The organism is Pigmentiphaga daeguensis, assembly GCF_039523035.1.
In the GTDB taxonomy this organism is placed as follows: domain Bacteria; phylum Pseudomonadota; class Gammaproteobacteria; order Burkholderiales; family Burkholderiaceae_B; genus Pigmentiphaga; species Pigmentiphaga daeguensis.
On sequence record NZ_BAAAEN010000026.1, the window covers coordinates 36,027 to 56,972 of the forward strand.

21 protein-coding genes are annotated in these 20,946 nt (G+C 68.6%); 7 read left to right on the forward strand and 14 right to left on the reverse strand.

Translation table 11 applies throughout. The annotated features are described in order from the left end of the window. Nucleotides 1-4: 4 nt before the first annotated feature. The gene (locus ABD104_RS24785; RefSeq protein ID WP_343928394.1) at nucleotides 5-868 is read left to right on the forward strand and encodes an isocitrate lyase/PEP mutase family protein; all 864 of its coding nucleotides are present in this window, start codon (nucleotides 5-7) and stop codon (nucleotides 866-868) included. A gap of 114 nt (nucleotides 869-982) precedes the next feature. Beyond that, the gene (locus ABD104_RS24790) at nucleotides 983-1,489 is read left to right on the forward strand and encodes a PRC-barrel domain-containing protein (RefSeq protein WP_087838500.1); all 507 of its coding nucleotides are present in this window, start codon (nucleotides 983-985) and stop codon (nucleotides 1,487-1,489) included. Nucleotides 1,490-1,508: 19 nt separating this feature from the next. Here the strand turns inward: ABD104_RS24790 and ABD104_RS24795 are convergent, their stop codons facing one another. From ABD104_RS24795 to ABD104_RS24805, 3 genes are all read right to left on the reverse strand, one after another. Next, nucleotides 1,509-3,113 (reverse strand): YncE family protein, encoded by a 1,605-nt coding sequence (locus ABD104_RS24795; protein WP_279814381.1) that lies wholly within the window; start codon nucleotides 3,111-3,113, stop codon nucleotides 1,509-1,511. 175 nt (nucleotides 3,114-3,288) lie between these two features. Beyond that, nucleotides 3,289-4,341, reverse strand: coding sequence for an adenosine deaminase (locus ABD104_RS24800; protein ID WP_132979792.1), 1,053 nt, complete (start codon nucleotides 4,339-4,341; stop codon nucleotides 3,289-3,291). 11 nt (nucleotides 4,342-4,352) lie between these two features. Further along, a complete protein-coding gene (locus ABD104_RS24805) occupies nucleotides 4,353-4,709 on the reverse strand; it encodes a nucleotide pyrophosphohydrolase (RefSeq protein WP_243724513.1) in 357 nt (118 codons plus the stop codon). A gap of 121 nt (nucleotides 4,710-4,830) precedes the next feature. Here ABD104_RS24805 and ABD104_RS24810 point away from each other — a divergent pair, with 121 nt between their 5' ends. Beyond that, the gene (locus ABD104_RS24810) at nucleotides 4,831-5,697 is read left to right on the forward strand and encodes an AraC family transcriptional regulator (protein ID WP_343928395.1); all 867 of its coding nucleotides are present in this window, start codon (nucleotides 4,831-4,833) and stop codon (nucleotides 5,695-5,697) included. Between the two features lie 75 nt (nucleotides 5,698-5,772). On the opposite strand, the gene ABD104_RS24815 is transcribed toward ABD104_RS24810, so the two are convergent. Together ABD104_RS24815 and ABD104_RS24820 are read right to left on the reverse strand one after the other, a co-directional pair. Next, nucleotides 5,773-6,750 (reverse strand): Bug family tripartite tricarboxylate transporter substrate binding protein, encoded by a 978-nt coding sequence (locus tag ABD104_RS24815; protein ID WP_343928396.1) that lies wholly within the window; start codon nucleotides 6,748-6,750, stop codon nucleotides 5,773-5,775. A 120-nt stretch (nucleotides 6,751-6,870) separates the two neighbouring features. Then, complete coding sequence (locus ABD104_RS24820; protein WP_343928397.1) at nucleotides 6,871-7,752, reverse strand: pirin family protein; 882 nt, start codon at nucleotides 7,750-7,752, stop codon at nucleotides 6,871-6,873. A 117-nt stretch (nucleotides 7,753-7,869) separates the two neighbouring features. Between ABD104_RS24820 and ABD104_RS24825 the strand changes: the two genes are divergently transcribed. Further along, entirely contained in the window at nucleotides 7,870-10,287 is a 2,418-nt protein-coding gene (locus ABD104_RS24825; RefSeq protein ID WP_279814394.1) for an AsmA family protein, read from the forward strand. 22 nt (nucleotides 10,288-10,309) lie between these two features. Further along, on the forward strand, nucleotides 10,310-11,182 hold the full coding sequence (locus tag ABD104_RS24830; RefSeq protein ID WP_343928398.1) for an MOSC domain-containing protein: 873 nt from the start codon (nucleotides 10,310-10,312) through the stop codon (nucleotides 11,180-11,182). 13 nt (nucleotides 11,183-11,195) lie between these two features. Here the strand turns inward: ABD104_RS24830 and ABD104_RS24835 are convergent, their stop codons facing one another. From ABD104_RS24835 to rsmD, 3 genes are all read right to left on the reverse strand, one after another. Then, complete coding sequence (locus ABD104_RS24835; RefSeq protein WP_087838435.1) at nucleotides 11,196-11,447, reverse strand: YfhL family 4Fe-4S dicluster ferredoxin; 252 nt, start codon at nucleotides 11,445-11,447, stop codon at nucleotides 11,196-11,198. Between the two features lie 28 nt (nucleotides 11,448-11,475). Beyond that, nucleotides 11,476-11,976, reverse strand: coding sequence for a pantetheine-phosphate adenylyltransferase (gene coaD / locus ABD104_RS24840; RefSeq protein ID WP_087838434.1), 501 nt, complete (start codon nucleotides 11,974-11,976; stop codon nucleotides 11,476-11,478). A 177-nt stretch (nucleotides 11,977-12,153) separates the two neighbouring features. Continuing rightward, the gene (gene rsmD, locus ABD104_RS24845) at nucleotides 12,154-12,756 is read right to left on the reverse strand and encodes a 16S rRNA (guanine(966)-N(2))-methyltransferase RsmD (RefSeq protein WP_132979797.1); all 603 of its coding nucleotides are present in this window, start codon (nucleotides 12,754-12,756) and stop codon (nucleotides 12,154-12,156) included. A gap of 114 nt (nucleotides 12,757-12,870) precedes the next feature. Here rsmD and ftsY point away from each other — a divergent pair, with 114 nt between their 5' ends. Next, complete coding sequence (ftsY, locus tag ABD104_RS24850; RefSeq protein ID WP_343928399.1) at nucleotides 12,871-14,076, forward strand: signal recognition particle-docking protein FtsY; 1,206 nt, start codon at nucleotides 12,871-12,873, stop codon at nucleotides 14,074-14,076. 33 nt (nucleotides 14,077-14,109) lie between these two features. Here the strand turns inward: ftsY and ABD104_RS24855 are convergent, their stop codons facing one another. From ABD104_RS24855 to ABD104_RS24865, 3 genes are read right to left on the reverse strand one after another with little or no spacing between them, the layout of a single operon-like run. Continuing rightward, complete coding sequence (locus ABD104_RS24855; RefSeq protein ID WP_338617184.1) at nucleotides 14,110-15,018, reverse strand: alpha/beta hydrolase; 909 nt, start codon at nucleotides 15,016-15,018, stop codon at nucleotides 14,110-14,112. Between the two features lies 1 nt (nucleotide 15,019). Continuing rightward, nucleotides 15,020-15,988, reverse strand: coding sequence for a tripartite tricarboxylate transporter substrate binding protein (locus ABD104_RS24860; RefSeq protein ID WP_343928400.1), 969 nt, complete (start codon nucleotides 15,986-15,988; stop codon nucleotides 15,020-15,022). Nucleotides 15,989-16,046: 58 nt separating this feature from the next. Further along, nucleotides 16,047-16,844 carry an aspartate dehydrogenase gene (locus ABD104_RS24865; RefSeq protein ID WP_343928401.1) on the reverse strand — a complete coding sequence of 266 codons (798 nt, stop codon included), beginning with the start codon at nucleotides 16,842-16,844 and terminating at the stop codon, nucleotides 16,047-16,049. 104 nt (nucleotides 16,845-16,948) lie between these two features. Between ABD104_RS24865 and gcvA the strand changes: the two genes are divergently transcribed. Further along, a complete protein-coding gene (gcvA, locus tag ABD104_RS24870; RefSeq protein ID WP_165963152.1) occupies nucleotides 16,949-17,824 on the forward strand; it encodes a transcriptional regulator GcvA in 876 nt (291 codons plus the stop codon). Nucleotides 17,825-17,846: 22 nt separating this feature from the next. Here gcvA and ABD104_RS24875 read toward each other — a convergent pair whose 3' ends face one another. The 3 genes from ABD104_RS24875 to ABD104_RS24885 form a co-directional block, all read right to left on the reverse strand. Beyond that, nucleotides 17,847-18,797, reverse strand: coding sequence for a M14 family metallopeptidase (locus ABD104_RS24875; RefSeq protein ID WP_343928402.1), 951 nt, complete (start codon nucleotides 18,795-18,797; stop codon nucleotides 17,847-17,849). Nucleotides 18,798-18,799: 2 nt separating this feature from the next. Continuing rightward, the gene (locus ABD104_RS24880) at nucleotides 18,800-19,783 is read right to left on the reverse strand and encodes a Bug family tripartite tricarboxylate transporter substrate binding protein (RefSeq protein WP_132979802.1); all 984 of its coding nucleotides are present in this window, start codon (nucleotides 19,781-19,783) and stop codon (nucleotides 18,800-18,802) included. A 201-nt stretch (nucleotides 19,784-19,984) separates the two neighbouring features. After that, a complete protein-coding gene (locus ABD104_RS24885) occupies nucleotides 19,985-20,896 on the reverse strand; it encodes a LysR family transcriptional regulator (RefSeq protein ID WP_087838426.1) in 912 nt (303 codons plus the stop codon). Between the last annotated feature and the right edge of the window lie 50 nt (nucleotides 20,897-20,946).

The window sequence follows — 20,946 nt, forward strand, 5'->3', positions numbered from 1 at the left end:
CGCCATGTCCCATGATTTGCGCGGCCGCCTGGCCCGTCCCGGCATCGTGCTCGCCCCGGGCGTCTACGATGCCTTCAGCGCCCTGATCGCCGAGCAGGCCGGCTTCGAGGCCCTGTACCTGTCGGGCGCATCCATCGCCTATACCCGCCTGGGGCGTTCGGACGTCGGCCTGACCACCTACACCGAAGTCGCCGATACCCTGGCGCGCATCACCGAGCGGGTGTCGCTGCCCGTGATCGTCGACGCCGATACCGGGTTCGGCAACGCGCTGAACGCGATGCGCACGGTGCGCGGACTGGAGCGCGCAGGCGCCGCGATGATACAGCTCGAGGACCAGACCTTTCCCAAGCGCTGTGGCCACTTGGACGGCAAGTCCGTGGTGCCGGTCGCCGAGATGGCCGGCAAGCTCAAGGCCGCGCTGGATGCGCGGGACTCCTCGTCCACCCTGATCCTGGCGCGTACCGATGCGGTCGCCGTCGAAGGACTGGAGGCGGCCCTGGACCGGGTCGAACGATACCTGGAGACCGGCGTGGACGCGCTGTTCATCGAGGCCCTGAGGACTCCGGAGCAGATGGACACGGCCTGCCGCCGCTTCAAAGGCCGGGTGCCGCTGCTGGCCAACATGGTGGAGGGCGGCAAGACCCCTATCCAGAGCGCGGCGGAACTCGAGCGGCACGGCTTCGGCATCGCGATCTTCCCGGGCGGCACCGCGCGCGCGGTCGCCCACGTGCTGCAGGGCTACTACGGCAGCCTGCGCGAGCACGGCACGACGGCTCCCTGGCGCGACCGCATGTTGGATTTCGACGAGCTGAACGCGCTGATCGGCACGCCGGAATTGATGCGGCTGGGAAGCTCGTATTCCGCCTGAGCTCGACAAGGTGCCCTGCCATGTGGGTACGTTCCTTGCTGATCCACGGCGCTTCCGCAGTTTCGTCACCGGGCGTGGGCGTGGAAGCCGCCGACGTCCATGAAGGAGATCAACATGGCACAGATCGACAGCACTTCCGCGCCCCAGCAGGGCGGCGCCGGCATCGTGGGCAAGGGCAGCGCCACGGCCGACGGGCCGGGTCCGCACATCATGGCCGCCTCGACCCTGGACGGCAACAAGGTCTACAGCGCCGATGACGTGCACGTCGGATCGATCAAGGACATCATGCTGGACGTGTCGACCGGCCGTATCGCCTACGCGGTGCTGTCGAGCGGCGGCTTCCTGGGCATGGGCGACAAGCTCCTGGCCATCCCGTGGAACGCGCTGACGCTGGATACCGACCGCAAGGTGTTCATCCTGGGCGTGTCGGCCGACGTGGTGAAGCAGGCCGAAGGCTTCGACAAGGACCGCTGGCCAAGCTTCGCCGACGCGGGCTGGGCCACCGAGCTGCACGGCCGCTACGGGACCGAACCCTATTGGCACCAGCGCCAGGGAGAACGCGTCACCCTCGACCAGCCGGTGGTCAACGCCCCGCGCACGGGCTTCTCGGAAGGCCTGTAGGCGGGGCGGACAGCGGCGGCTATGCGCCCAGCGCGCAGAGCTTCTCGCGCAGCGGACCACCGGTGCGCTTGAAGTGGCGCAGCGTGGCGGACGGATTCCAGTCGTCGCCGTCGATGCTGTAGCTCTCGTCGAAGGGCCTGGGATTGGTCGTCTGGCCGTATATCGGTGTCGTGTACGGAGCGATGACCGTCAGGTGCATGGTGCCGTCGGGGCTGAAGGCCAGGCCCTCGGCTTCGGTGCGGTTGGGCTCGTCGTAGTGCATCAGCTCGATGACGGCGCCGCTGACGGGATCGACCTTGTAGATGCGCTTGCGCTTGAGGTCGGTGCCGGCTACGCCGTCCTTGGTGTCGCTGGAGGCGTACAGCATGCCGTGATAGACCTTGGCGCCCTGCACCCGCTTGCCGTTGAATGAAGTCTGCAGGGGCACCGAGCGGACCAGCTTGAAGGTCGCCAGGTCGAAGACGTTCAGCTTGTCGGCCGCCGAGGTGCTCCAGGTCACCGTGTAGAGCTGCTTGCGGGGGCCGTCCACGGCCACCCAGGGCACGCCGTCGGCGTGCTCGGCAAGCGGCAGCGCATGCTTCTCGCCGGTGTATTGCAGGGTCTTGGCGTCGAACACGGCGATGTAGGACTGCTGCGACGAGTCGTCCTCGTCTTCGATGGGGGCATAGAGCTTGCCGTCCAGGATGTCGATGTCGCCGATGTGGCCCATGTGCGGTCCGTCGGCGCTGGCGCCGTATTCGGACTGGATGTCGGCGGGCAGCGCCAGCGGACGGTTCAGGGTGGGCTGATAGACGGCGCTGGTGCGCTGCAGGCCGTAGCGCCACGAGAAGACCGGCGTGTCGCCGTCGAAGGCCATGCCCTGGCTCTTGAGCGTGGCCGGGATGCGCGCGGCCTGCTCGTCGGTCAGGTACGAGAAGCCCGTCAGCGCCCGGGCATCCATGGCCAGCTCGGCCAGCACGCGGTCCAGGTAGTTCTGCAATACCTTCATGTCGTTCACGAACGAGGTGCGCGTGGCCAGCGATTCGGTCCAGGTCTCCTGGTCCAGCGCTGCGTTGGCCGCACGCAGGGCATCGGTGATCGACACGCTGCGGCCCACGAGCCGGGTTTCCAGCGCGAGCAGTTCCTGTTCGCTCAGCGCCGCCAGCTTGACCCCGGAGGCCGGCTGCGCGATCGGGGCGAGGGTGATGCCGTTCGAGGAATCCTGGTCGCTGTCCAGGGCCAGCAGCAGGCTCAGCAGCCTGCCCAGTTCGGGCGAGCTCTGGCAGTCGCGGCTGGACAGCAGATCGAACACGGTGATGGTATGCCGGGGCGATAGCGACGCCAGTTCCACCCCGCCGGCCTCGAGGGTCAGGGTGGCGCCGCCGGCTACCGAGAAGGCGCCGTTGGCGACGGCGATCTCCTTGCCGTCCGCCTTGACGGTCAGGCCGGCAAGACCGGGCCAGCCGGCCAGGGTGACGTCCATGGAGGCGGCGGGCGGGGTGGCGGGAGGCGTGGTCGGGGGTGTCGTTCCCGGGGACCCGTCTCCATCGCCGCCACAGGCGGCCAGCGACAGGACGAGCGAGGCGAGCAGGGATGCGGCGACAGGGCGGGAGGTTGCCTGCCGGTCGAAGCAGCGTGTCTTCATGGGCATGTCAGGTTGGGTGGCGTGCTGCGAAGGCGGGCCGAATGGCGGCGCCGGACAGCCGGCGCCATCCGCGGCGCCATGCGTCGCGGGTAGTGCCGGCGACGCGCATTGTTGGCCGCCTGTGTGACGGCTTCATGGCACCGGGGCGGTATCCCCCGGATGGCGTGAACAGGTCCTAGCGGGCGTCGGGGACGCCGGCGAAGGTGGCGTCCAGCTGTTGCCGCCAGCGCTGTTTGTCCGTCTCGGGCGCGAAGCTCGCGTCAAGGCTGTTGCGGGCCAGCCGGTATGCTTCGCGCGCGCCCAGTTCGGGCAAGGCCTCGAAGCAGGCCAGGTAGTTCCGGTTCACGTAGCCGCCGAAATAGGCGGGGTCGTCCGAGTTCACCGTCACGCACAGCCCGGCCTCCAGCAACCGCGCCAGCGTGTGCCGTTCCATGCTGGGATAGACCTTCAGCATGACGTTGGACAGCGGACAGACGGTCAGCGGAATCCGGTGCTCGGCCAGATGGGCCACCAGTCGCGGATCGTCCAGGCAGCGCACGCCGTGATCGATGCGTTCGGCCTTCAGGTCGTGCAGGGCGCTCCAGATGTAGGATGCCGGGCCCTCCTCGCCGGCGTGGGCGACCGCATGCCATCCCAGTTCGCGGCAACGCCGGAACACTTCGGTGAATTTCCCGGGCGGGTTGCCGACCTCGCCGCTGTCCAGTCCCACGCCCAGAATGCGGTCCCGGTACGGCAGCGCCGCCGCCAGGGTCTCGAAGGCCGACTCCTGGGGCAGGTGGCGCAGGAAGCACATGATCAGCTCGCTGCCTACGCCCAGCGTGTCGCGGGCGTCGCGCCGCGCGCGCTCCAGCCCCGCGATGACGGTGCCGAACTCCACGCCGCGCACCGTATGCGTCTGTGGATCGAAGAAGATCTCGGCATGCACGACGTTGTCCGCGGCGGCGCGCCGGAAGTAGGCCATGCCCATGTCGTAGAAATCTTCCTCGCGTTGCAGCACGGCGGCGCCGGCGTAGTAGAGATCGAGGAAGCTTTGCAGGTCCTGGAACGCATAGGCCCGGCGCAGGCTGTCGATGTCGGGATAGGGCAGCTCGAGGCCGTTGCGCCGCGCCAGCGCGAAGATCAGTTCGGGCTCGAGGGTGCCTTCGATGTGCACGTGCAGCTCGGCCTTGGGCATGGCCTGCAGCAGCGTCGCGAGATGGGGCTGGGCTGCGGTCCGGGACGGAGTCATGGCGGTCGCCTTCAGGTCTCGTCGCTTTCGTTGTACTTGCGGGCGCTGCCATAGAACGCCCGGGGAGGATACTTGATCGCATTCTTCACCATCTTGCGCTCCACCGCCTGGCCGATGTCGATATCCAGCTTGTCCGCCAGCGCGATCAGATAGAGCTGCACGTCGGCGATCTCGTCGGCCGCCTCGGACAGCTTGATGGGATTGAGTTCCTTCGATTCTTCCTCGGTCATCCATTGGAAGATGGAGACGAGCTCGCCCGCTTCGCCGCTCAGCGCCATGGCGAGATTCTTGGGGGAGTGGAACTGGTCCCAGTTGCGTTCTTCGGTGAAGCGCCGGACGGCGCGCCTGATCTTGTCGAAGTCGGACACGTTGATACCTCGGGGGGCGGGACGCTTATATTCTAGCCCTCGCCGCCGGCCGGTCCGCCAGGCGCCAAAACCGCAAAATCCGCAATACGTCCCCCCGTACAGTCGGTACCCGGAGGTACTCATGAAATCGCAGACACGCAGCCACTACGAACGGCGCCTGGAACCTGTCCTGGCCTGGCTGGCCGCGCATCCGGACCACGATGCCGACCTGTATCACCTGGCCGGGCTGGCCTGCCTGTCGCCGTATCACTTCCACCGGGTCTATCGCGCCATGCTGGGCGAGACCGTGGCGGCCACGGTGCAGCGGGTCAGGCTGTTGCGGGCATCGGCGGAGCTGCACCGGGGTGGCCGTACGCTGGACCAGGTCGCGCGGCGGGCGGGCTACGGCTCGACCGCCGCGTTCAGCCGGGCGTTCCGCACGGCGTTCGGCATGCCGCCCGGGCGATATCGCGAGGACCGTTCTTCCGACGTCATCTATCGCAGCAAGGAGCTCACCATGTATCCCGTGCAGATCGCAAGCTTTCCCGGCGCCTCCCTGGCGGCCCTTTCGCATACCGGCGACTATCTTCGGATAGGCGCGACCTTCGACCGGCTGTTCATGCTGGCGGGCAGCCGCAACCTGTTGCGTGGCGAACCGCGCAGCTTCGGCATCTACTACGACGACCCCGAGCAGGTGGCCACGCAGGACCTGCGCAGCGAAGCGGGCCTGGAGGCGCCGCCCGGCGTGGCGCTGGACGCGCCCCTGCACCGCGTGGAGCTGCCCGCCGGCCGCTGCGCGGTACTGGAGCACACCGGGCCGTACAGCGAGCTGGAGTCGGCCTATGCCTGGCTGTTCGGCGGCTGGCTGCCGGCCAGCGGCGAGCAGCCGGCCGACTTCCCGGTGTTCGAGGAATACGTGAACGACCCGAAGACCACCCCGCCGTCCGACCTGAAGACCCGCATCTACCTGCTTCTGGCCAACGTGAAGCAAGAAGCGGATGCCGTTTGACCCAGGCACAGCGGACCGCGTAGCGGCTGGGGGCTCACCATGCTGGGCGCGTGTAAGCGCGTAGGGGGGCGGGTATCAGCCTCCGCTGAGATCTATGCGCGAGGCGATGTCGCCGTAGACGGACAGCTCGCGGGACAGCTTGGCGCGGAACTCGGCGGGCGTCAGCGGCTTGGCCGCCAGGTTGCCCTGCGCTTCCAGCGCCTGCTGCACGGCGGGGTCGCGCAGGATGTCGGCCACGTCGGCGTTGATCTTCGCCACCACCTCGGGCGGGGTCCCCGCGGGAGCAAGCAGGCCGTGCCAGGTGCTGATCAGGTAGTCGGGCACGCCGGCCTCGGCGAAGGTGGGAACGTCCTTCAACTGCGCCAGCCGCTCGTTCGACGCCACCGCCAGCGCCCGCAGCTTGCCCTGGCTGATGTAGCCCATGGCCGAGCCCGGCGTGGGGAAGGACATGTCCACGACGCCCCCCATCAGGTCGGTCATGCCCTGTGCCGCGCCCTTGTAGGGTACGTGCAGGATGTCGGTCCCGGTGCGGATCTTGAACAGTTCACCCGCCAGGTGCGGCACGCCGCCTATGCCCTGCGAGCTGTAGCTGAACGGTTTTTTCTTCTCGCGCAGCGCCGTCAGCAACTGGCCCAGGTTCCGGTAGGGCGAGGCCGCGTTCACCACGAGCACGTTGGGCACCTCGACCGTCAGCGCAACCGGCGTGAACGATTTCTCCACGTCGTAGCGCAGGTTCTTGTTCACGAACTTGTTGAGGTTGTGGCTGCTGGCGGCCACCAGCAGCGTATAGCCGTCGGGCCGGGCGTTGGCCACCGCGGTGGCGGCGATCGTGGCATTGGCTCCCGGCTTGTTGTCGACGATGACCGACTGCTTCCAGCGCTTGGCCAGTTCGCTGGCGATCAGGCGGGCGGACTGGTCGATGGCTCCGCCAGGGGTGTAGCCGACCACGAAGGTGACCGGTTGGGAGGGGTAGTCGGCCGCCAGGGCCGGTGGGCACAGCGCAAGCGCAGCGGCCAGGGTGGCCGCGAGCCGTCCGAGTGCAAGGACGCGCATGGGGGGTCTCCGGATGTTCTGGTGAGGATATGGCGCGCCTGCGAGACGCGCCATGCACACTAGACACCGCGCGCAGGCCGACCTCAAGCCGGATTTTTCGAGTTTCCGCCCAGCGAAAACCTACCAGGGCACCGGCGGCGCGACCAGCCGCCGGTTTTCGTAGCCCTTGACCGAGCCGAAGCGCGCGCTGCCGGCCTCCCAGTCACGCTGGGCCTGGGCAATGGCCGCCTTGCTGCCGACGAAGTTCCACCAGATAGTGATGTCGTCGGTGGGCGGTTCGCCGCCGATCAGCAGCAGCCGGCTGCCGGCCTCGGTCGACAGGTTCAGCTCGACCCGTCCTGGCGAGAGGTAGGCGAGCTCGTTCGGGCCGAAGCGTTCGCCCTCGACCTGCGCCGCACCTTCCAGCACCAGCAGGCCGTGTTCGAAACCGGGCTCGAGCGCCAGGCGCAGCGAGGCGCCTTCCGGGCTTTGCAGGTCCATGCCGACCAGCGGCGTATGGACCCGGGTGGGCGCCGTGCGCCCGGCATGGGAGCCCGCCAGAAGGGTGAAGTCCAGGCCGGCTTCCGACCAGCGCGGCAGGTCGGGATAATGGTCGAACGCCGGGGCGATTTCCTGCTTGCCGGGCGGCAGCGCGATCCATAGCTGGGCGGCGTGCAGCACGCGCTGGTCGGGCAGGGATTCCTCGGTATGGCTGATGCCGATGCCGGCGGTCATCAGGTTGACCTGCCCCGGGCGCAGAATTTGCTCGTTGCCCAGGCTGTCGCGATGCAGGGCCTCGCCCTCGATCAGCCAGGTGAAGGTCTGCAGGCCGATGTGGGGATGCGCCTCGACCAGCATCCCCTGGCCGGGCTCGAACCGGGCCGGCCCGGCATGGTCCAGGAAACACCAGGCCCCGATGCGCCGGTGCTGCCGTACCGGCAATACCCTGTCCACGCTGATGCCGCCCCCGATCTGCGCCGTGCGCGACTCGATGCGTTCGATACCGGAATTCTCAGCAGTCATGTCAGGTTCTCCATATGCAGCGCGTAGGGGGGACCCGTTATCATATAGGCCTGGTGGGTACAGTCGCGGAACCGGCAGCGGCACGCCGGCCATCCAGGATTTTCGGAGACGTGTTAAATGCGGTGGTTCAAGCGCATCGCAATCGGTGCGGCTGTCCTGCTCGCCGTGGCGGCCATCGGGTTGACGGCCCTGGTGCTGCTGGTCGATCCCAATCACTACAAGGGTCCGGTCGCCGACGCGGTCAAGAAACGCTACGACCGTACCCTGCGCATGGACGGCAACGTCCGGTTCAGCGTTTTCCCCAATCTGGGCGTGGAGATCGAGAAGCTGTCGCTGTCCGAGCCTCGTTCCACCCAGATCTTCGCGGCGGTGGATACCGCACGGGTATCGGTGGCGGTGCTGCCGCTGCTGTCCGGCCGCATCGTGGTCGACCGCGTCCGGGTCGTGGGACTCAAGGCCAACGTGGTGCGCTACCAGGACGGCAAGTTCAATTTCGAGGACCTGCTGGGCCCGGCGCCCAAGACCCCGGACCAGCCGGCGGGCGGCCAGCTGGATGCCGGCGGCAAACCTTTGCTGTTCGACGTGGCGGGCATCGAATTCAGCGGTGGCGAGCTGGCGCTGCGCGACTACGTGAAAGGCACGTCGATGCGAGTGGAGCGGCTGTCCGCCACGACGGGACGCGTGGCGCCGCGCACGCCGTTCGACCTGGACCTGTCGGCCAGGGTGCTGGGCCAGAATCCGCGCGTGGATGCCACCATCCAGGTCCAGGGACGGCTGACGGTGGATCCCGGGCAGCGTTTTTTCTCGGTCAAGGACTTCGACCTGAAGGCGACGGGCGTGCTGCCCTCCATCCGGGCCACCGCGCTGACGGCGCAGGGCGATTTCGCCTATGACGGGCAGCGCCAGGCCATCGACGCCTCGGGCGTCTCGGTCGCGTTCCAGGGCGACGTGGCGGGCAGCCGGCCGCTCAGCGGCGTGGACCTGCGGCTGGACGCCCCGCGCCTGAATGCCGGGTTGGCCGAGGGCCGGGTACAGGTCGAGAAACTGTCGTTGTCCGCGCAAGGCAAGCTGGGCGCCGACCCCTTCGAACTGTCGCTGTCCGCGCCGGCGCTGCACGTGTCGCCGCAGGCGGCCCAAGGCGAGGCGCTGACCGCCCGGGTGAGCCTGGATGGCAAGCGCGACCTGGACCTGCGCGTGGCCCTGTCGGGCATATCGGGCAGCGCCGACAAGCTCGGCATCGAGCGCCTGTCTCTGGACGGAGAACTCAAGGAAGGCGAGCGCGTGGTCCGGCTCTCCAGCGCCTCGCCGGTCCAGGCCAGCCTGCCGCGCAGGAAAGTATCGCTGCCCCAGCTGGCGGGCCAACTGGAGATCCAGGACCCCGCGCTTCCCGACAAGCTGATGACGATCCCCATCAAAGGCAGCGTGCGCGCCAACTTCGAGCGGGAACACGTGGTGGCCAGGCTCGATGCCATGATCGAAGGCGGCCAGTTCAACGCCTCGGCCGAGGTGTCGCAGTTCGACGAACCGCGCATCGCCTTTACCGTCGCCGCCGATACGCTGGACCTTGACAAGCTGATGCCCCCGGCCGGGCAGGTGGCGGCGGGCGGCGGGGCCGGCGGCAGCGTCCGCGCGCCCGCGGATCCGCCGGTGGACCTGTCCGCGCTCGAGGACATCACGGCCAGCGGAACCGTCAAGGTCGGCAATCTTGTCGCGCGAGGGCTCAAGGCCGGCAACGTCTCCGCCTCGGTGCGGGTGGCCAAGGGGCGCGCCGATGTCAGTGGCCTGAAGGCGTCGCTGTACGGCGGCTCGCTGTCGGGCAGCGTGTTCGCGGACGCGTCCACGAACCGCATCGGCCTCGCGCCCACGCTCACCAACGTTTCACTGCAACCGCTGTTGTCCGATCTCAAGCACAAGGACGGCCTGATCGGCCGCGCGACGATTGCCCTCAACCTGACCGCGACCGGCAAGACCGTGGGGCAGATGAAGCGCGGCCTGAACGGCACGGCCAGCCTGGCGGTGCGCGACGGGGCCATCAAGGGCGTGAACGTCGCCCAGTCCCTGCGCGATTTCCGTGCGCTGCTCTCCGCCCGCAAGGACGATGCCAGGCAGCACCAGGATACGCTCCAGACCGATTTTTCGGAACTGCAGGCCCAGCTGGTGTTCGCCAGCGGCATCGGCACCGTGCGCAGCCTGAGCGCCAAGGCGCCGCTGCTGCGCATCTCGGAAGGGGAGCCGGCCCGCATCGACATCCCGGGCGAACGCTTCGACCTGGTGGCGCTGGTCACGGTCGTGAATACCTCCACGGGACAGGACGGCAAGGACCTCGCGGATCTGCGCAACGTCACCGTGCCGGTCCACGTGGCGGGGCCCTTCGCATCGCCGTCCTATACGATCCAATGGAGCAAGGTCGCCACCGACGTGCTCAAGAACACCGTCAAGAACAAACTCAAGGAAGAGCTGGGCATCGAACCTTCCGAGGCGGGCGACAAGCTGCGCGGCAAGGTCAAGGACCGGCTCAAGGGATTGTTCCGGTAGACGAATTCTTAGCGGAAAGCCGATGTCCATTTCCATCTCCGGCCTGTACATCTACCCCATCAAGTCCTGCGGCGGCATCGCCCTGGACCGCTCTCCCGTCGGCATGGCCGGCCTGCACAACGACCGCCGATGGATGGTGGTCGACGCCAATGGCGTCTTTCTTTCGCAGCGCAGCCATCCGGCCATGGCCCGGGTTCGCACCGACCTGCGCGACGGCTACCTGCTCGTGACCGCACCGGGGCAGCCGCGCCTGGACATACCGGTCGACGTGGTCGAAGACGACGACAGCGTGCGCACGCGGGTCACGGTCTGGCGCGACGAGGTCGATGCCGTGGACGAGGGGGACCTGGCCGCCCAATGGTTCGGCGCATTGCTGGGTACGCCATGCCGGCTGGTCAAGGTGCACCCGCAATCGCATCGGCTGGCCAGCACGACGCGCATCGAGAATTGGCTGGCGCGTCATCCGGTGGCCGAAGGCTTTCCGCGACACCACGTTTTCGCCTTCGCCGATGGCTACCCCATCCTGGTGGCCAACGAGGCTTCGCTGGCCGAACTGAACCAGAAGCTGGCGGCGACGGGACAGGCTCCGGTCGGCATGGATCGCTTTCGTCCCAACGTGGTGCTGAGCGAGTTCGGCGCCTACGACGAGGACTACACCGTGCTGGTGACGGTGGGCGAGGTCCGGCTGGCGCTGGTCAAGCCCTGCGTGCGCTGCGAGATCCCCAATACCGACCAGCTCACCGGCGCGCGGGCGAATGAGCCCATGGCCACGCTGGGCACTTTCCGCAGCCAGCCCGAAGGCGGCGTGACGTTCGGCATGAACGCCATCGTCAGCGCGCCGCCGGGCGCCGTGCTGAACGTGGGGGACCGGGCCGAGGTGGTGCTGGATTTCTGACGGAAGGCGCGCCCTAGGCGGGCGCCGTCAATTTGCGGTACTTCACCATCAACTGCTCGTGGGTCTCGTGAAACTCGGGATGCAGCTCGATGCACTCGACCGGACAGACCACCTTGCATTGCGGCTCGTCGTGGTGGCCGACGCACTCGGTGCAGCGGGCAGGGTCGATCTCGTAGATCTCCGTGCCCAGGTAGATGGCATCGTTGGGGCACTCGGGCTCACAGACGTCGCAGTTGATGCATTCGTCGGTAATCAGCAGAGCCATGGTGGGGACTTCCTTGCCGCTTGGGGACTCAGGCGCCGTCGCGACCGCCCAGCTGCGTGACCTTGGCGTGCAGCCAGCGTTCGACGGACGGGAAGACGAACTTGCTGACGTCGCCGCCCAGTTGGGCGATCTCGCGCACGATGGTGCCCGAGATGAACTGGTACTGGTCCGAAGGCGTCAGGAACATGGTTTCGACATCCGGCAGCAGGTATCGGTTCATTCCGGCCATCTGGAACTCGTACTCGAAGTCCGAGACGGCACGCAGGCCGCGCACGATGACGCGGGCGTTCTGTTCGCGCACGAAGTCCTTGAGCAGGCCGGAGAAGCTGGCCACCTGGACGTTGGGATAGTGGCCCAGGATCTCCCGGGCGATCTCGACCCGTTCGCTGACCGTGAAGAAGGGGGCCTTGTTGCGGCTGACCGCCACGCCCACCACCACCTTGTCGAACAGCCCGGCCGCGCGGCGGACGAGGTCCTCGTGGCCGCGGGTCATCGGGTCGAAGGTGCCAGGGTATACGGCAATGATCATGCGTAGGCTCCGTATTTCTATTGATGGGCGTCAGCCTTTTCGGTCCCGGCCCGGATGGCGGGGACGAATCGTCCGGCGCCTTCGGCGGCCGGCATCCGGTTTCCGGATGATGTGATTATTTCCTTATTTGCGCGGCGCAGCAAATTGGAAATGACGCGTATCAGACGTTTCCAGGCGCTACGCCGCTTTCGCCTGGGCGCGCAGCAGATGGAAATGTACCGCGCCGGCCTTGTCCTGCCGCAGCAATTCGGTCCCGGGCGGTGCCTGTATCGGCGCTTCGGCTTCAATATAGAGCATTCCACCGTCAGTAAGTGCTTGCAATGATGACGCGAGGATACGATCCAGCCAGTCCTGGCCGAAGGGCGGGTCCAGCAGCACCAGGTCGAAACGGGCGGCCGGACGCGCCAGGTAGGCGCGGGCGTCGCCGGTCACGATGCTGACATTGTCCGCCCCCAGGCGCGCGCGCAGTGCCTCCAGCGACGCCGTTGCGCGGCGGTCGCTTTCCACCAGCACGGCCTGTGCCACGCCGCGGGAAGCGGCCTCGAAGCCCAGCGCGCCCGAGCCGGCGAAGGCGTCGAGCACGGTCTTGTCGGCGAATTCGCCGCCCCACAGATGGTTGAGCCAGTTGAACAGGGTCTCGCGCACGCGGTCGGGCGTGGGGCGCAGGCCGGGCAGGTCCAGCACGGGCAGCGGGGTGCGCTTGTAGCGGCCGCCGATGATGCGGACCTTGTGCGGAGCGGAGCGGTGGGAGCGGGCGGCGGGAGGGCGGGATGAGGGCATGGCGATGGACCGGTAGAATCCCAGATTCTATATGCCGGCGGCCGCGTGTCCGCCGGGTGGGCCGCCGCCCGTCGTCCCGATGAAGGCGCAGGCCGTTACAGCAGACAGGTTTCCATGTTCAGTTTCTTCAAGAAGAAGACCCCCCAGCCTTCCCCCGAGCAGGATCGTGCGCAGGAGCCGCCCGCCGCGCCCGTTCCCGCGCCGGCGGCGGACCAGCCCGCCGTCCCGCCGGCTCCCCGGGAGCCAATTGCCCAGGAGCCCGTCGCTCCCGGGATGGCGGCGCCCGACACGCCGGTAGCGCCGCCTCCCGTGCCGGAGGAGCCGGCGGCGCCCGCGCCGGCCCAGCCCGTCCCCGCACCAGCTCCGGCTCCGGCGCCGGCGCCGGCGCCCCAGGCGGCCCCACCCGCCAAGTCGTCGTGGCTGGCGCGCCTCAAGAGCGGGCTGTCGCGCACCGGCCAGAGCCTGACCACGCTGTTCGTGGGCGTGAAGGTCGACGAGGACCTGTTCGAGGAACTGGAGACCGCGCTCATCATGGCCGATACCGGCGTGGACGCGGCGCAATCGCTGCTCAAGGGGCTGCGCGAGCGGGTGCGCCAGGAACGCATCGAGGATGGCGACCGCGTGCGCCAGGTCCTGCGCGAACTGCTGGCCGAGCATCTGCGGCCGCTCGAGCGCCGCTTCGACCTGGACCGCCCCGCGCCCATCGTGACCATGATCGCGGGCGTGAACGGGGCCGGCAAGACCACGTCCATCGGCAAGCTGGCGCGCACCTTCCAGCAACAGGGCCGACGCGTGCTGCTGGCCGCGGGCGATACCTTCCGCGCGGCCGCGCGCGAACAACTGGTGGAGTGGGGCCGCCGCAACGACGTCACGGTCATCGCCCAGGAAGGCGGCGATCCGGCCGCCGTCGCCTTCGATGCGGTCAAGTCCGGCCAGGCGCGCGGCATGGGCGTGGTGATGGTCGATACCGCCGGCCGCCTGCCCACGCAGTTGCACCTGATGGAAGAGGTCAAGAAGATCAAGCGCGTGATCGCCAAGGCCGATGCCTCGGCGCCGCACGAGGTGCTGCTGGTGATAGACGGCAACACCGGACAGAACGCGCTGGCGCAGATCAAGGCCTTCGACCAGGCCCTGGGCCTGACGGGCCTGATCGTGACCAAGCTGGACGGCACCGCCAAGGGCGGCATCCTGGCCGCGGTGGCGGCCGGCGCGCAGGGCGTGCGGCCGGTGCCGGTGTACTGGATAGGCGTGGGCGAGGGCATCGACGACCTGCAGCCCTTCGTGGCGGACGAGTTTGCCGGGGCGCTGCTGGGGAATTGATGCCGGCGGGAACGGCCCTGGCGCCGTCAGGTCCTAGGCCGGCCGCTCCATGAACGCCAGGATCTGGCGGCCCAGGTCATCCTCGGCGGTATTGAAATGCGCCACGATCGACGTATGGTTGTGGCCCGCCATCCAGACGAAGCGCGGCGCGCGGCGCCGGACGCGGGTCAGCGCGGCCAGCAGCTCCACGCAGTGCACGTCGATCAGCGGGTTCTCGTACTCGGCTACGGCGATCATGGTGGGCAGCGCCTGCGCCGTGACGTGGTTGACGGGCGAGCCGTCCTCCATCGTGGCGGGCGAAGTGCCGTAGTAGGCCTCCACCCGGCTGGCGTTGGGATTCTCCGCCGAATTCTCGGCCCGCACGCGGCCGGACACCACCACCAGGCCGGCCAGGCCGTGCCCTGCGGGCGGGTGGAAGCGGGCATCGTAGGCGTAGTGCGCCGCATGGGTGCCGCCGGCCGAATGTCCCATCAGGAAGATGCGGCCCGGGTCGGCGCCCAGTTCGTCCGCGTGGGCGCGCACCCACGCCACCGCGGCGGCGATGTCCTGCGTGCCGCTGGGATAGGGATGGGCGGGCGCCAGGCGGAATTCGACGTTGACGCCGATGATGCCGTGCCGGGCGAAGTACCAGAGCACATTGCTGTAGATCTCCGCCGTGCGGTCCTTCTCGCCTTCGACGAAGGCGCCCCCGTGCACGAACATCAGCACCGGCCGGCGCGAGGCCGCCTGGCCCAGCGGCTGGAAGACGTCCAGGCACTGGCGCGGATCGTCGCCATAGGGAAGGTCGCGCGTGACCGTGGCCAGTTTCGGCGCGTCGCGCAGGATCTCGGAGAACCCCTGCACCATCTGGCGGACGTGGGCCTGTACGCTGGTGCCCCAGCGCGGACCGAGTTCCGCCATGGCCTGGCGCAGGGACGGGGGGATGTCGGGAGGATGCGGCATGTCAGTCCACCTTGCCGATGCGGCGAACGGCGGCCTGCACACGTTCGGCGTCGGTCTTCCAGTAGGCCGCGAATTCGGGCGCGTCCATGTAGTCGATGGGGCTGCCCAGGTTGAGGAATACCTGTTGCAGTTCCTGTTGCGCGGTGACCTTGCGCACCGCCTCGCGCAGCGCGTCGATGACGGGCTTGGGGGTGGCGGCGGGGGCGATCAGGGCCGACCATTGCGTGAACTCGACATCGTAGCCCAGCGACTTCAGGCTGGGGACGCCGGGCATCGAGGCCAGCGGCTTGGTACCCCAATGGGCGAGGGGCCGCATCTTGCCTGACTTGACGAAGGTGCTGGCGTTGGCGGGCCCGCTGGCCGCCAGCTGGACCTGCCCGGCCAGCAACGATACCAGGGCCGGGCCGCCGCCCGAGAACGGCACGTGGGTGATGGGAGCGCCCGATGCGGCCTTCAGCATTTCCATGGGGATGTGCATGGCGCCATACACGCCAGATGACCCGTAGTTCAGCGCCTGCGGGTTCTTCTTGGCATCCGCGACCAGTTCGGCCACCGATTTCCACGGCGCGTCGGCCCGGACCACCAGCAGGTTGGGGTCGGCGGTGATGCGCGCAATGGGTACGAACTGGTCCAGCTGAAAGGCCGGCTTGCGGCCCAGCAGGCGGTCGGCCTCGGGCAGCCCCGATATGGACGACAGCGTCAGCAGCAGCGTGTAGCCGTCGGGCTTGGCGCGCGCGACCATGCCCGTGCCCACGACACCGCCGGCGCCACCCTTGTTCTCGACGATGACCGGCTGTTTCAATTCATGGCCCAAGGCATCGGCCAGCGGGCGGGCGATGTTGTCGGCCAGGCCGCCGGCCGCATTCGGCACGACGATCGTGACGGGCCCGGCGGGGAAGGGCGCGGCGGCCATCGCGGGGCCGGCGATGGTGCCCAGCGCGGCCAGGCAGGGGATGAGTTTCTTGAGCATGATGGTCCTTGCAACGATGTCGTGGGTGCCGCGCCGGGCGCCGGCACGCACAGGGGGGTCAGATCACGATGGCGTTCAGGCGGTTGCGCACGGCGCGCACGATGGACATGCCGGCCAGCGCCGAGGTCTTGGGGTTGGACGCGAAGGCGGCGGCCTCGACCATGACCTCGAGCCGGCCGAAGGCGCCACGCGCCGAAATGGTGTGCGTGTTGCCGCCGGCGGCGGGGTCGGCGATCAGGCGGACCCGGGTCTGGTCCAGCCCCATGCCGGCCAGCCCGACCATGGCGGCGACGTTGGCGTTCTGCGGGAAGGTCGCGGCGGCTTCGCGCGCGGTGCCTTCGAAGAACACCGTGGCTTCGGCAAGATGTTCCAGGTCGCACAGGCTGGCGGCCGCCGTGCCTTGCCAGCTGCCAGGGGGCTTGCGCCCGGTGTAGTCCACCGATACCAGTCCGCTGTCGCGTGCGGCCGCCAGTGCGTCGACGCCGGCCAGCGCGCCCGGCACCAGCGTCAGCTGCGCCCCGCCCGCCCGGCAGGCCGCATCCAGCCGGTCGACCATGCCGGGCAGCGCCAGCGCGCCCACCGACGCGACGATGGTGTCGATACCCTGTTCCAGCAGCCGGGGCACCAGGGTACCCAGCGCTTCATGGCCGGCGCATTCGACGGCGAAGTCGGGGCGGGTTTCCAGGCCGTCGACCGATTGCACCACCTGGCCATGCCTGCCCAGCTTGCGGCGGGCGTCGTCGGCCCGTTCAGCCCGTTCCAGCACCAGCCACCGGCCGATGCGCGGATCGTCCCTCAGTTGATCAAAAATCGACTGCCCCATGGCTCCGAAGCCTGCGAGCAAGATGGTCTTCATGCGGGAATGCCTCCGGTTCGTCAGACTCGAATCGTGCGGGCCTGGGCGCCGTCAGGCAATCGATATATAGTCAACCCGGTTTACTTTTCATCAACATCTCCAGGATGAAACTGCCGCCCCTGAACCCCCTGCGGGTGTTCGAGTCCGCCTCGCACACCTTGAGCTTCACGCAGACCGCGCGCGAGCTGCACGTGACGACGGGCGCGGTCAGCCGGCAGATCCGCGTACTGGAGGAATTCCTGGGCATGCGCCTGTTCGAGCGTGCCAGCGGCGAAGTACGCCTGACGCCGGCGGGCCGGGAGTACCGCGACGACCTGAGCGGAGCCTTCGAGCGCATATCGCAGGCGACCACCAAGGCCCTGAACCGGAACCGGGACCAGCCGCTGCACGTGTGGTGCCAGATGACGTTCGCCATGCGCTGGCTGCTGCCGCGCATGGCCGAGTTCCATGCGCGGCATCCGGACCGCGATGCCGTTTTCACCACGTCGCTCAAGCAACTGGACAATCTAAGCGACGCCGACGTCGCCATCTGCATCGGCCATGGCGACTGGCCGGGCGTGATCGCCCACCGGCTGGTGGACATCGAGCTGCTGCCGGTGTGCAGCCCGGCCTTGCTTGCCGGACCGGTGCCCCTGCGCGTACCGGCGGACCTGGCACGCCATACCCTGCTGCAATCGGCGGCCCGGCCCGACTATTGGGGGCGGTGGCTGGCCGCCCATGGCGTGGACGGCGTCGACCCGGCGCACGGGCTGACCTTCGAGAACGTCACGCTGGCCTACCAGGCGGCGCTGCAAGGCATGGGCGTCGCCATGGGCCAGTACGCGCTGGTGGCCGACGACCTGGCCGCCGGCCGGCTGGTTGCGCCGTTCGAAGGGCGGCTCGTGCTGGATTCCGCCTTCTACCTGGTCTATCCCGAACGCCTGCGGAACGATGCCCACGTCTGCGATTTTCGCGACTGGGTGATGGCGCAGGCGGCCTGATCGCGGTCGGGCCTCCCTAGCCTCAGGCGACGCGCCGCGCCAGCCTGACTACGGTCACGCCCGGCACGAGTTGCCGCAGCGAAGGCATGACCAGCGTGCAATGGTCGTATGGTGTCGTCACCGGCTCGCCGTCCTGCCAACCGATGACGGTGCCGGCGCGCTCCAGTTCCTCCAGTCCCTGCCAGGGCTGGGCGAACCGGAAGTCCATGCTGCGCGCGACCACCGGCTGCGTGACCTCGATCGCCTGCTGGGCGTCCGGCGCGGGGGCGATCCACTCGGCGGGAATGTCGCCTTCGTCGACGATGCCCGAGGCGCGCAGGAAGCGCGCCATCTGGTCCAGCGCCACGGTCCGGCTTTCGAGCGCGCCGTGGTAGCCGCATTCGATCAGCAGCGAGCGCGTGCCGTTGTCGGTTATCTGGCCGAAGCGTCCGTAGTCGCGCATGCGCACGCCGTCCTTGTGTCCGGCGTCGACGATGATGTGGCGCGGCGCGCCCAGTTCGCGGGCCAGGTCCAGGTTGCGCGGCTGCATTCCGGTCAGCAGCAGCGGGGCGCAAGGTTCGTGCATGGAATGCAGGTCCAGCAGCCAGTCGGCTTGCCGCACCCAGGGCAGCAGCGCGGCGGCGCGCGCTCGCTCGCTGGTAGTGGGGGCGGCGAGCTTGTCGTCGCTCCAGACCCGGTTCAGGTCCTCGTCCAGATAGCGCGAGGCGTCGTGGCGGGCGGCATCGAAGGTGTCGAACGCGGCCAGGTTGCAGAACGCCAGCGTCAGCTTGCCGCGCCGGGGTCGCAGGCCGGATTCCAGCGCGGTCTTGACCGCCCAGGCGCCGCACAGCTCGTTGCCGTGTACCAGCGAGGTGACCAGCACATGGCGGCCGGGCGTGCCCGAGTCGAAGTGCCAGACGCCTTCGACGCCGGTGTTGCCGGCACGGACGGCGGACAGGTCGGGCACGGGCAGCAGGAAATCGTGAGTCGCCATCTTCATTCCTCGATCTTGGCGAACTCGACGATGCGCTTGTACTTCTCGGTCTCCTTGCGCTGGAACTGGGCCAGGTCGACGCCCGGGGCGGCCACGGTGGATCCCGATTCCTGCATCTTGCTGCGGAACTCCGGCATCTTCAGGACGTCGTCCAGCGCGGCGCGCAGCTTCGCGACCACGGGCGCGGGTACGTTGGCGGGGCCGTACAGACCGAACCAGATGTCCATGTTGACGTCCTTCAGGCCGGCTTCGGCGAAGGTGGGGATCTCGGGCGCGAGCGGCGCGCGCGAGGCCTGCATCAGGCCGATGGGCACGAGCTTGCCGGCCCGGATGTTGGCCAGCGCGCTGGACAGCACGAACACGCCGAATTGCAGTTGGCCGCCCATGATGTCGCTGGCCAGCGGCGCGACGCCGCGATAGGGTACGTGCACCAGCTGCAGGCCGCCCGCTTCCTTCAGGCTCTCGGCCGACAGGTGCAGCGCGGTGCCGACGCCCGAGGTGCCGAAGCTGAACTTGCCGGGATTGGCGCGGGCCTGGGCCAGGAACTCGGAGATGTTCTTGATGGGGGAGTTGGCCGAGGCCACCAGCACCATGGGCTGGGTGCTGATCATGCCGATGGGCGTGAAATCCTTCAGGCCATCGTACTTGACCGCCTTGTTGATGAGGCTGGCGATGGCCATCTCGTTGGATGCGCCCAGCAGCAGCGTGTAGCCGTCGGCGCGGGCCTTGGCCACGCGCTGGGCGCCGATCACGCCGCCGGCGCCACCCACGTTCTCGACGATGACGCGTTCGCCGATGCGCTTGGACAGCGCCTCGCCGAACAGGCGGGCGGTCAGGTCGGTGCTGCCGCCGGCCGGGTAGCCCACTACCAGGGTGATGGGGCGGGCGGGATAGTCGTCTTGCGCATGGGCCGGGACGGCGGCGGCGCCGGCGCAGGCGGCGAGCGCCAGCATGAGGGCGCGGCGCGTAAGGGTAGGCTGGTTCATGGTGAGGCCCCGTACAGAGCAGTTATCGTGCCGCCATCCTTGCGCACGGCATGGATGCAAAGGTGCGAATCAGGCACATGTATGTGCGGATTCGGCCCCGCACCAGGGTTTGCCCCAGGAAGGTGCGGAGGTGGCGGATATACGAAACGCTTGGCGCCCCAGGGTGGTGCGGGAAGCGGGCGGGGCTTCCCGCGGTACGGATCAGCGGGCGAATTCCGTCGCTGCCCAGACCGCCTCGACCACGTCGGCCTGGCGCGCGCGGGGCCGGTACAGCCGGACCTCGAACGGGACTTCGTCGCTGCGGCCGCCCAGGACCACCATGTTGCGGCGCTGGCAGTCCGCCGCCACCATGGACCAGGGCAGCCACGCGACGCCCAGGCCCTTCTTGACGAATTCGTAGACGGCGTCGGCCGAGTCGCAGCGCAGGAACACGTTCATGCCCGCCAGCGGATTGCGCTCGAAATGCTCGCTCAGCAGCCGTTCCATGGACAGGCCGATGCCGTAGGCGATCAGCGGCGTGGCCTGGCTGGCGCCGATCAGGCTGTAGCGGGGCTTGCCTTGCGCATCGGCCACGCTGACGGGGACCAGCTTCTCCGTGGACAGCGTCAGGTGGCGATAGCGGTGGCCGTTCAGCGGCACCGACAGCGCGCGGTGCTCGTAGCAGCACAGCATGTCGACCTTGCTCTGTTCAAGCATGGCGGCAAGGTCGGAAGTCGCGCCGGTGATGATGTCGATCTGCGCCTTGCCCCGCAGCGGGCTGCGCGGCATGTGGGTGATGCGAGCCAGCCAGTCGGCCACCAGGGTGCGGGCCAGGGTGCGGCCCGTGCCTATGCGCAGGCTCATGCCCTGGTTGGTGCCGTGGCGCTGGATTTGCGAGCGGGCGTTGGCGACGCTTTCGACCGTGCGTTCCGCGGTCTTGAGCATGACCTCGCCCTCGGGGGTGAGCTGGACCGGCGTGCGATTGCGTTCCACCAGCGGCGCTCCGGCCCAGACCTCCAGCGCGCGGATGCGGCGGCCGAAGGCGGGATGGGTGACGTGCCGCATTTCAGCGGCGCGCACGAAGCTTTGCGTGCGGGCGAGCGCGATGAGGTCTTCGAAGAGTTTGAGGTCCATGAGTTCCGGATTTTAATGCCTCGGGGTGCTCATCCCCGGTTGGCTTGCTC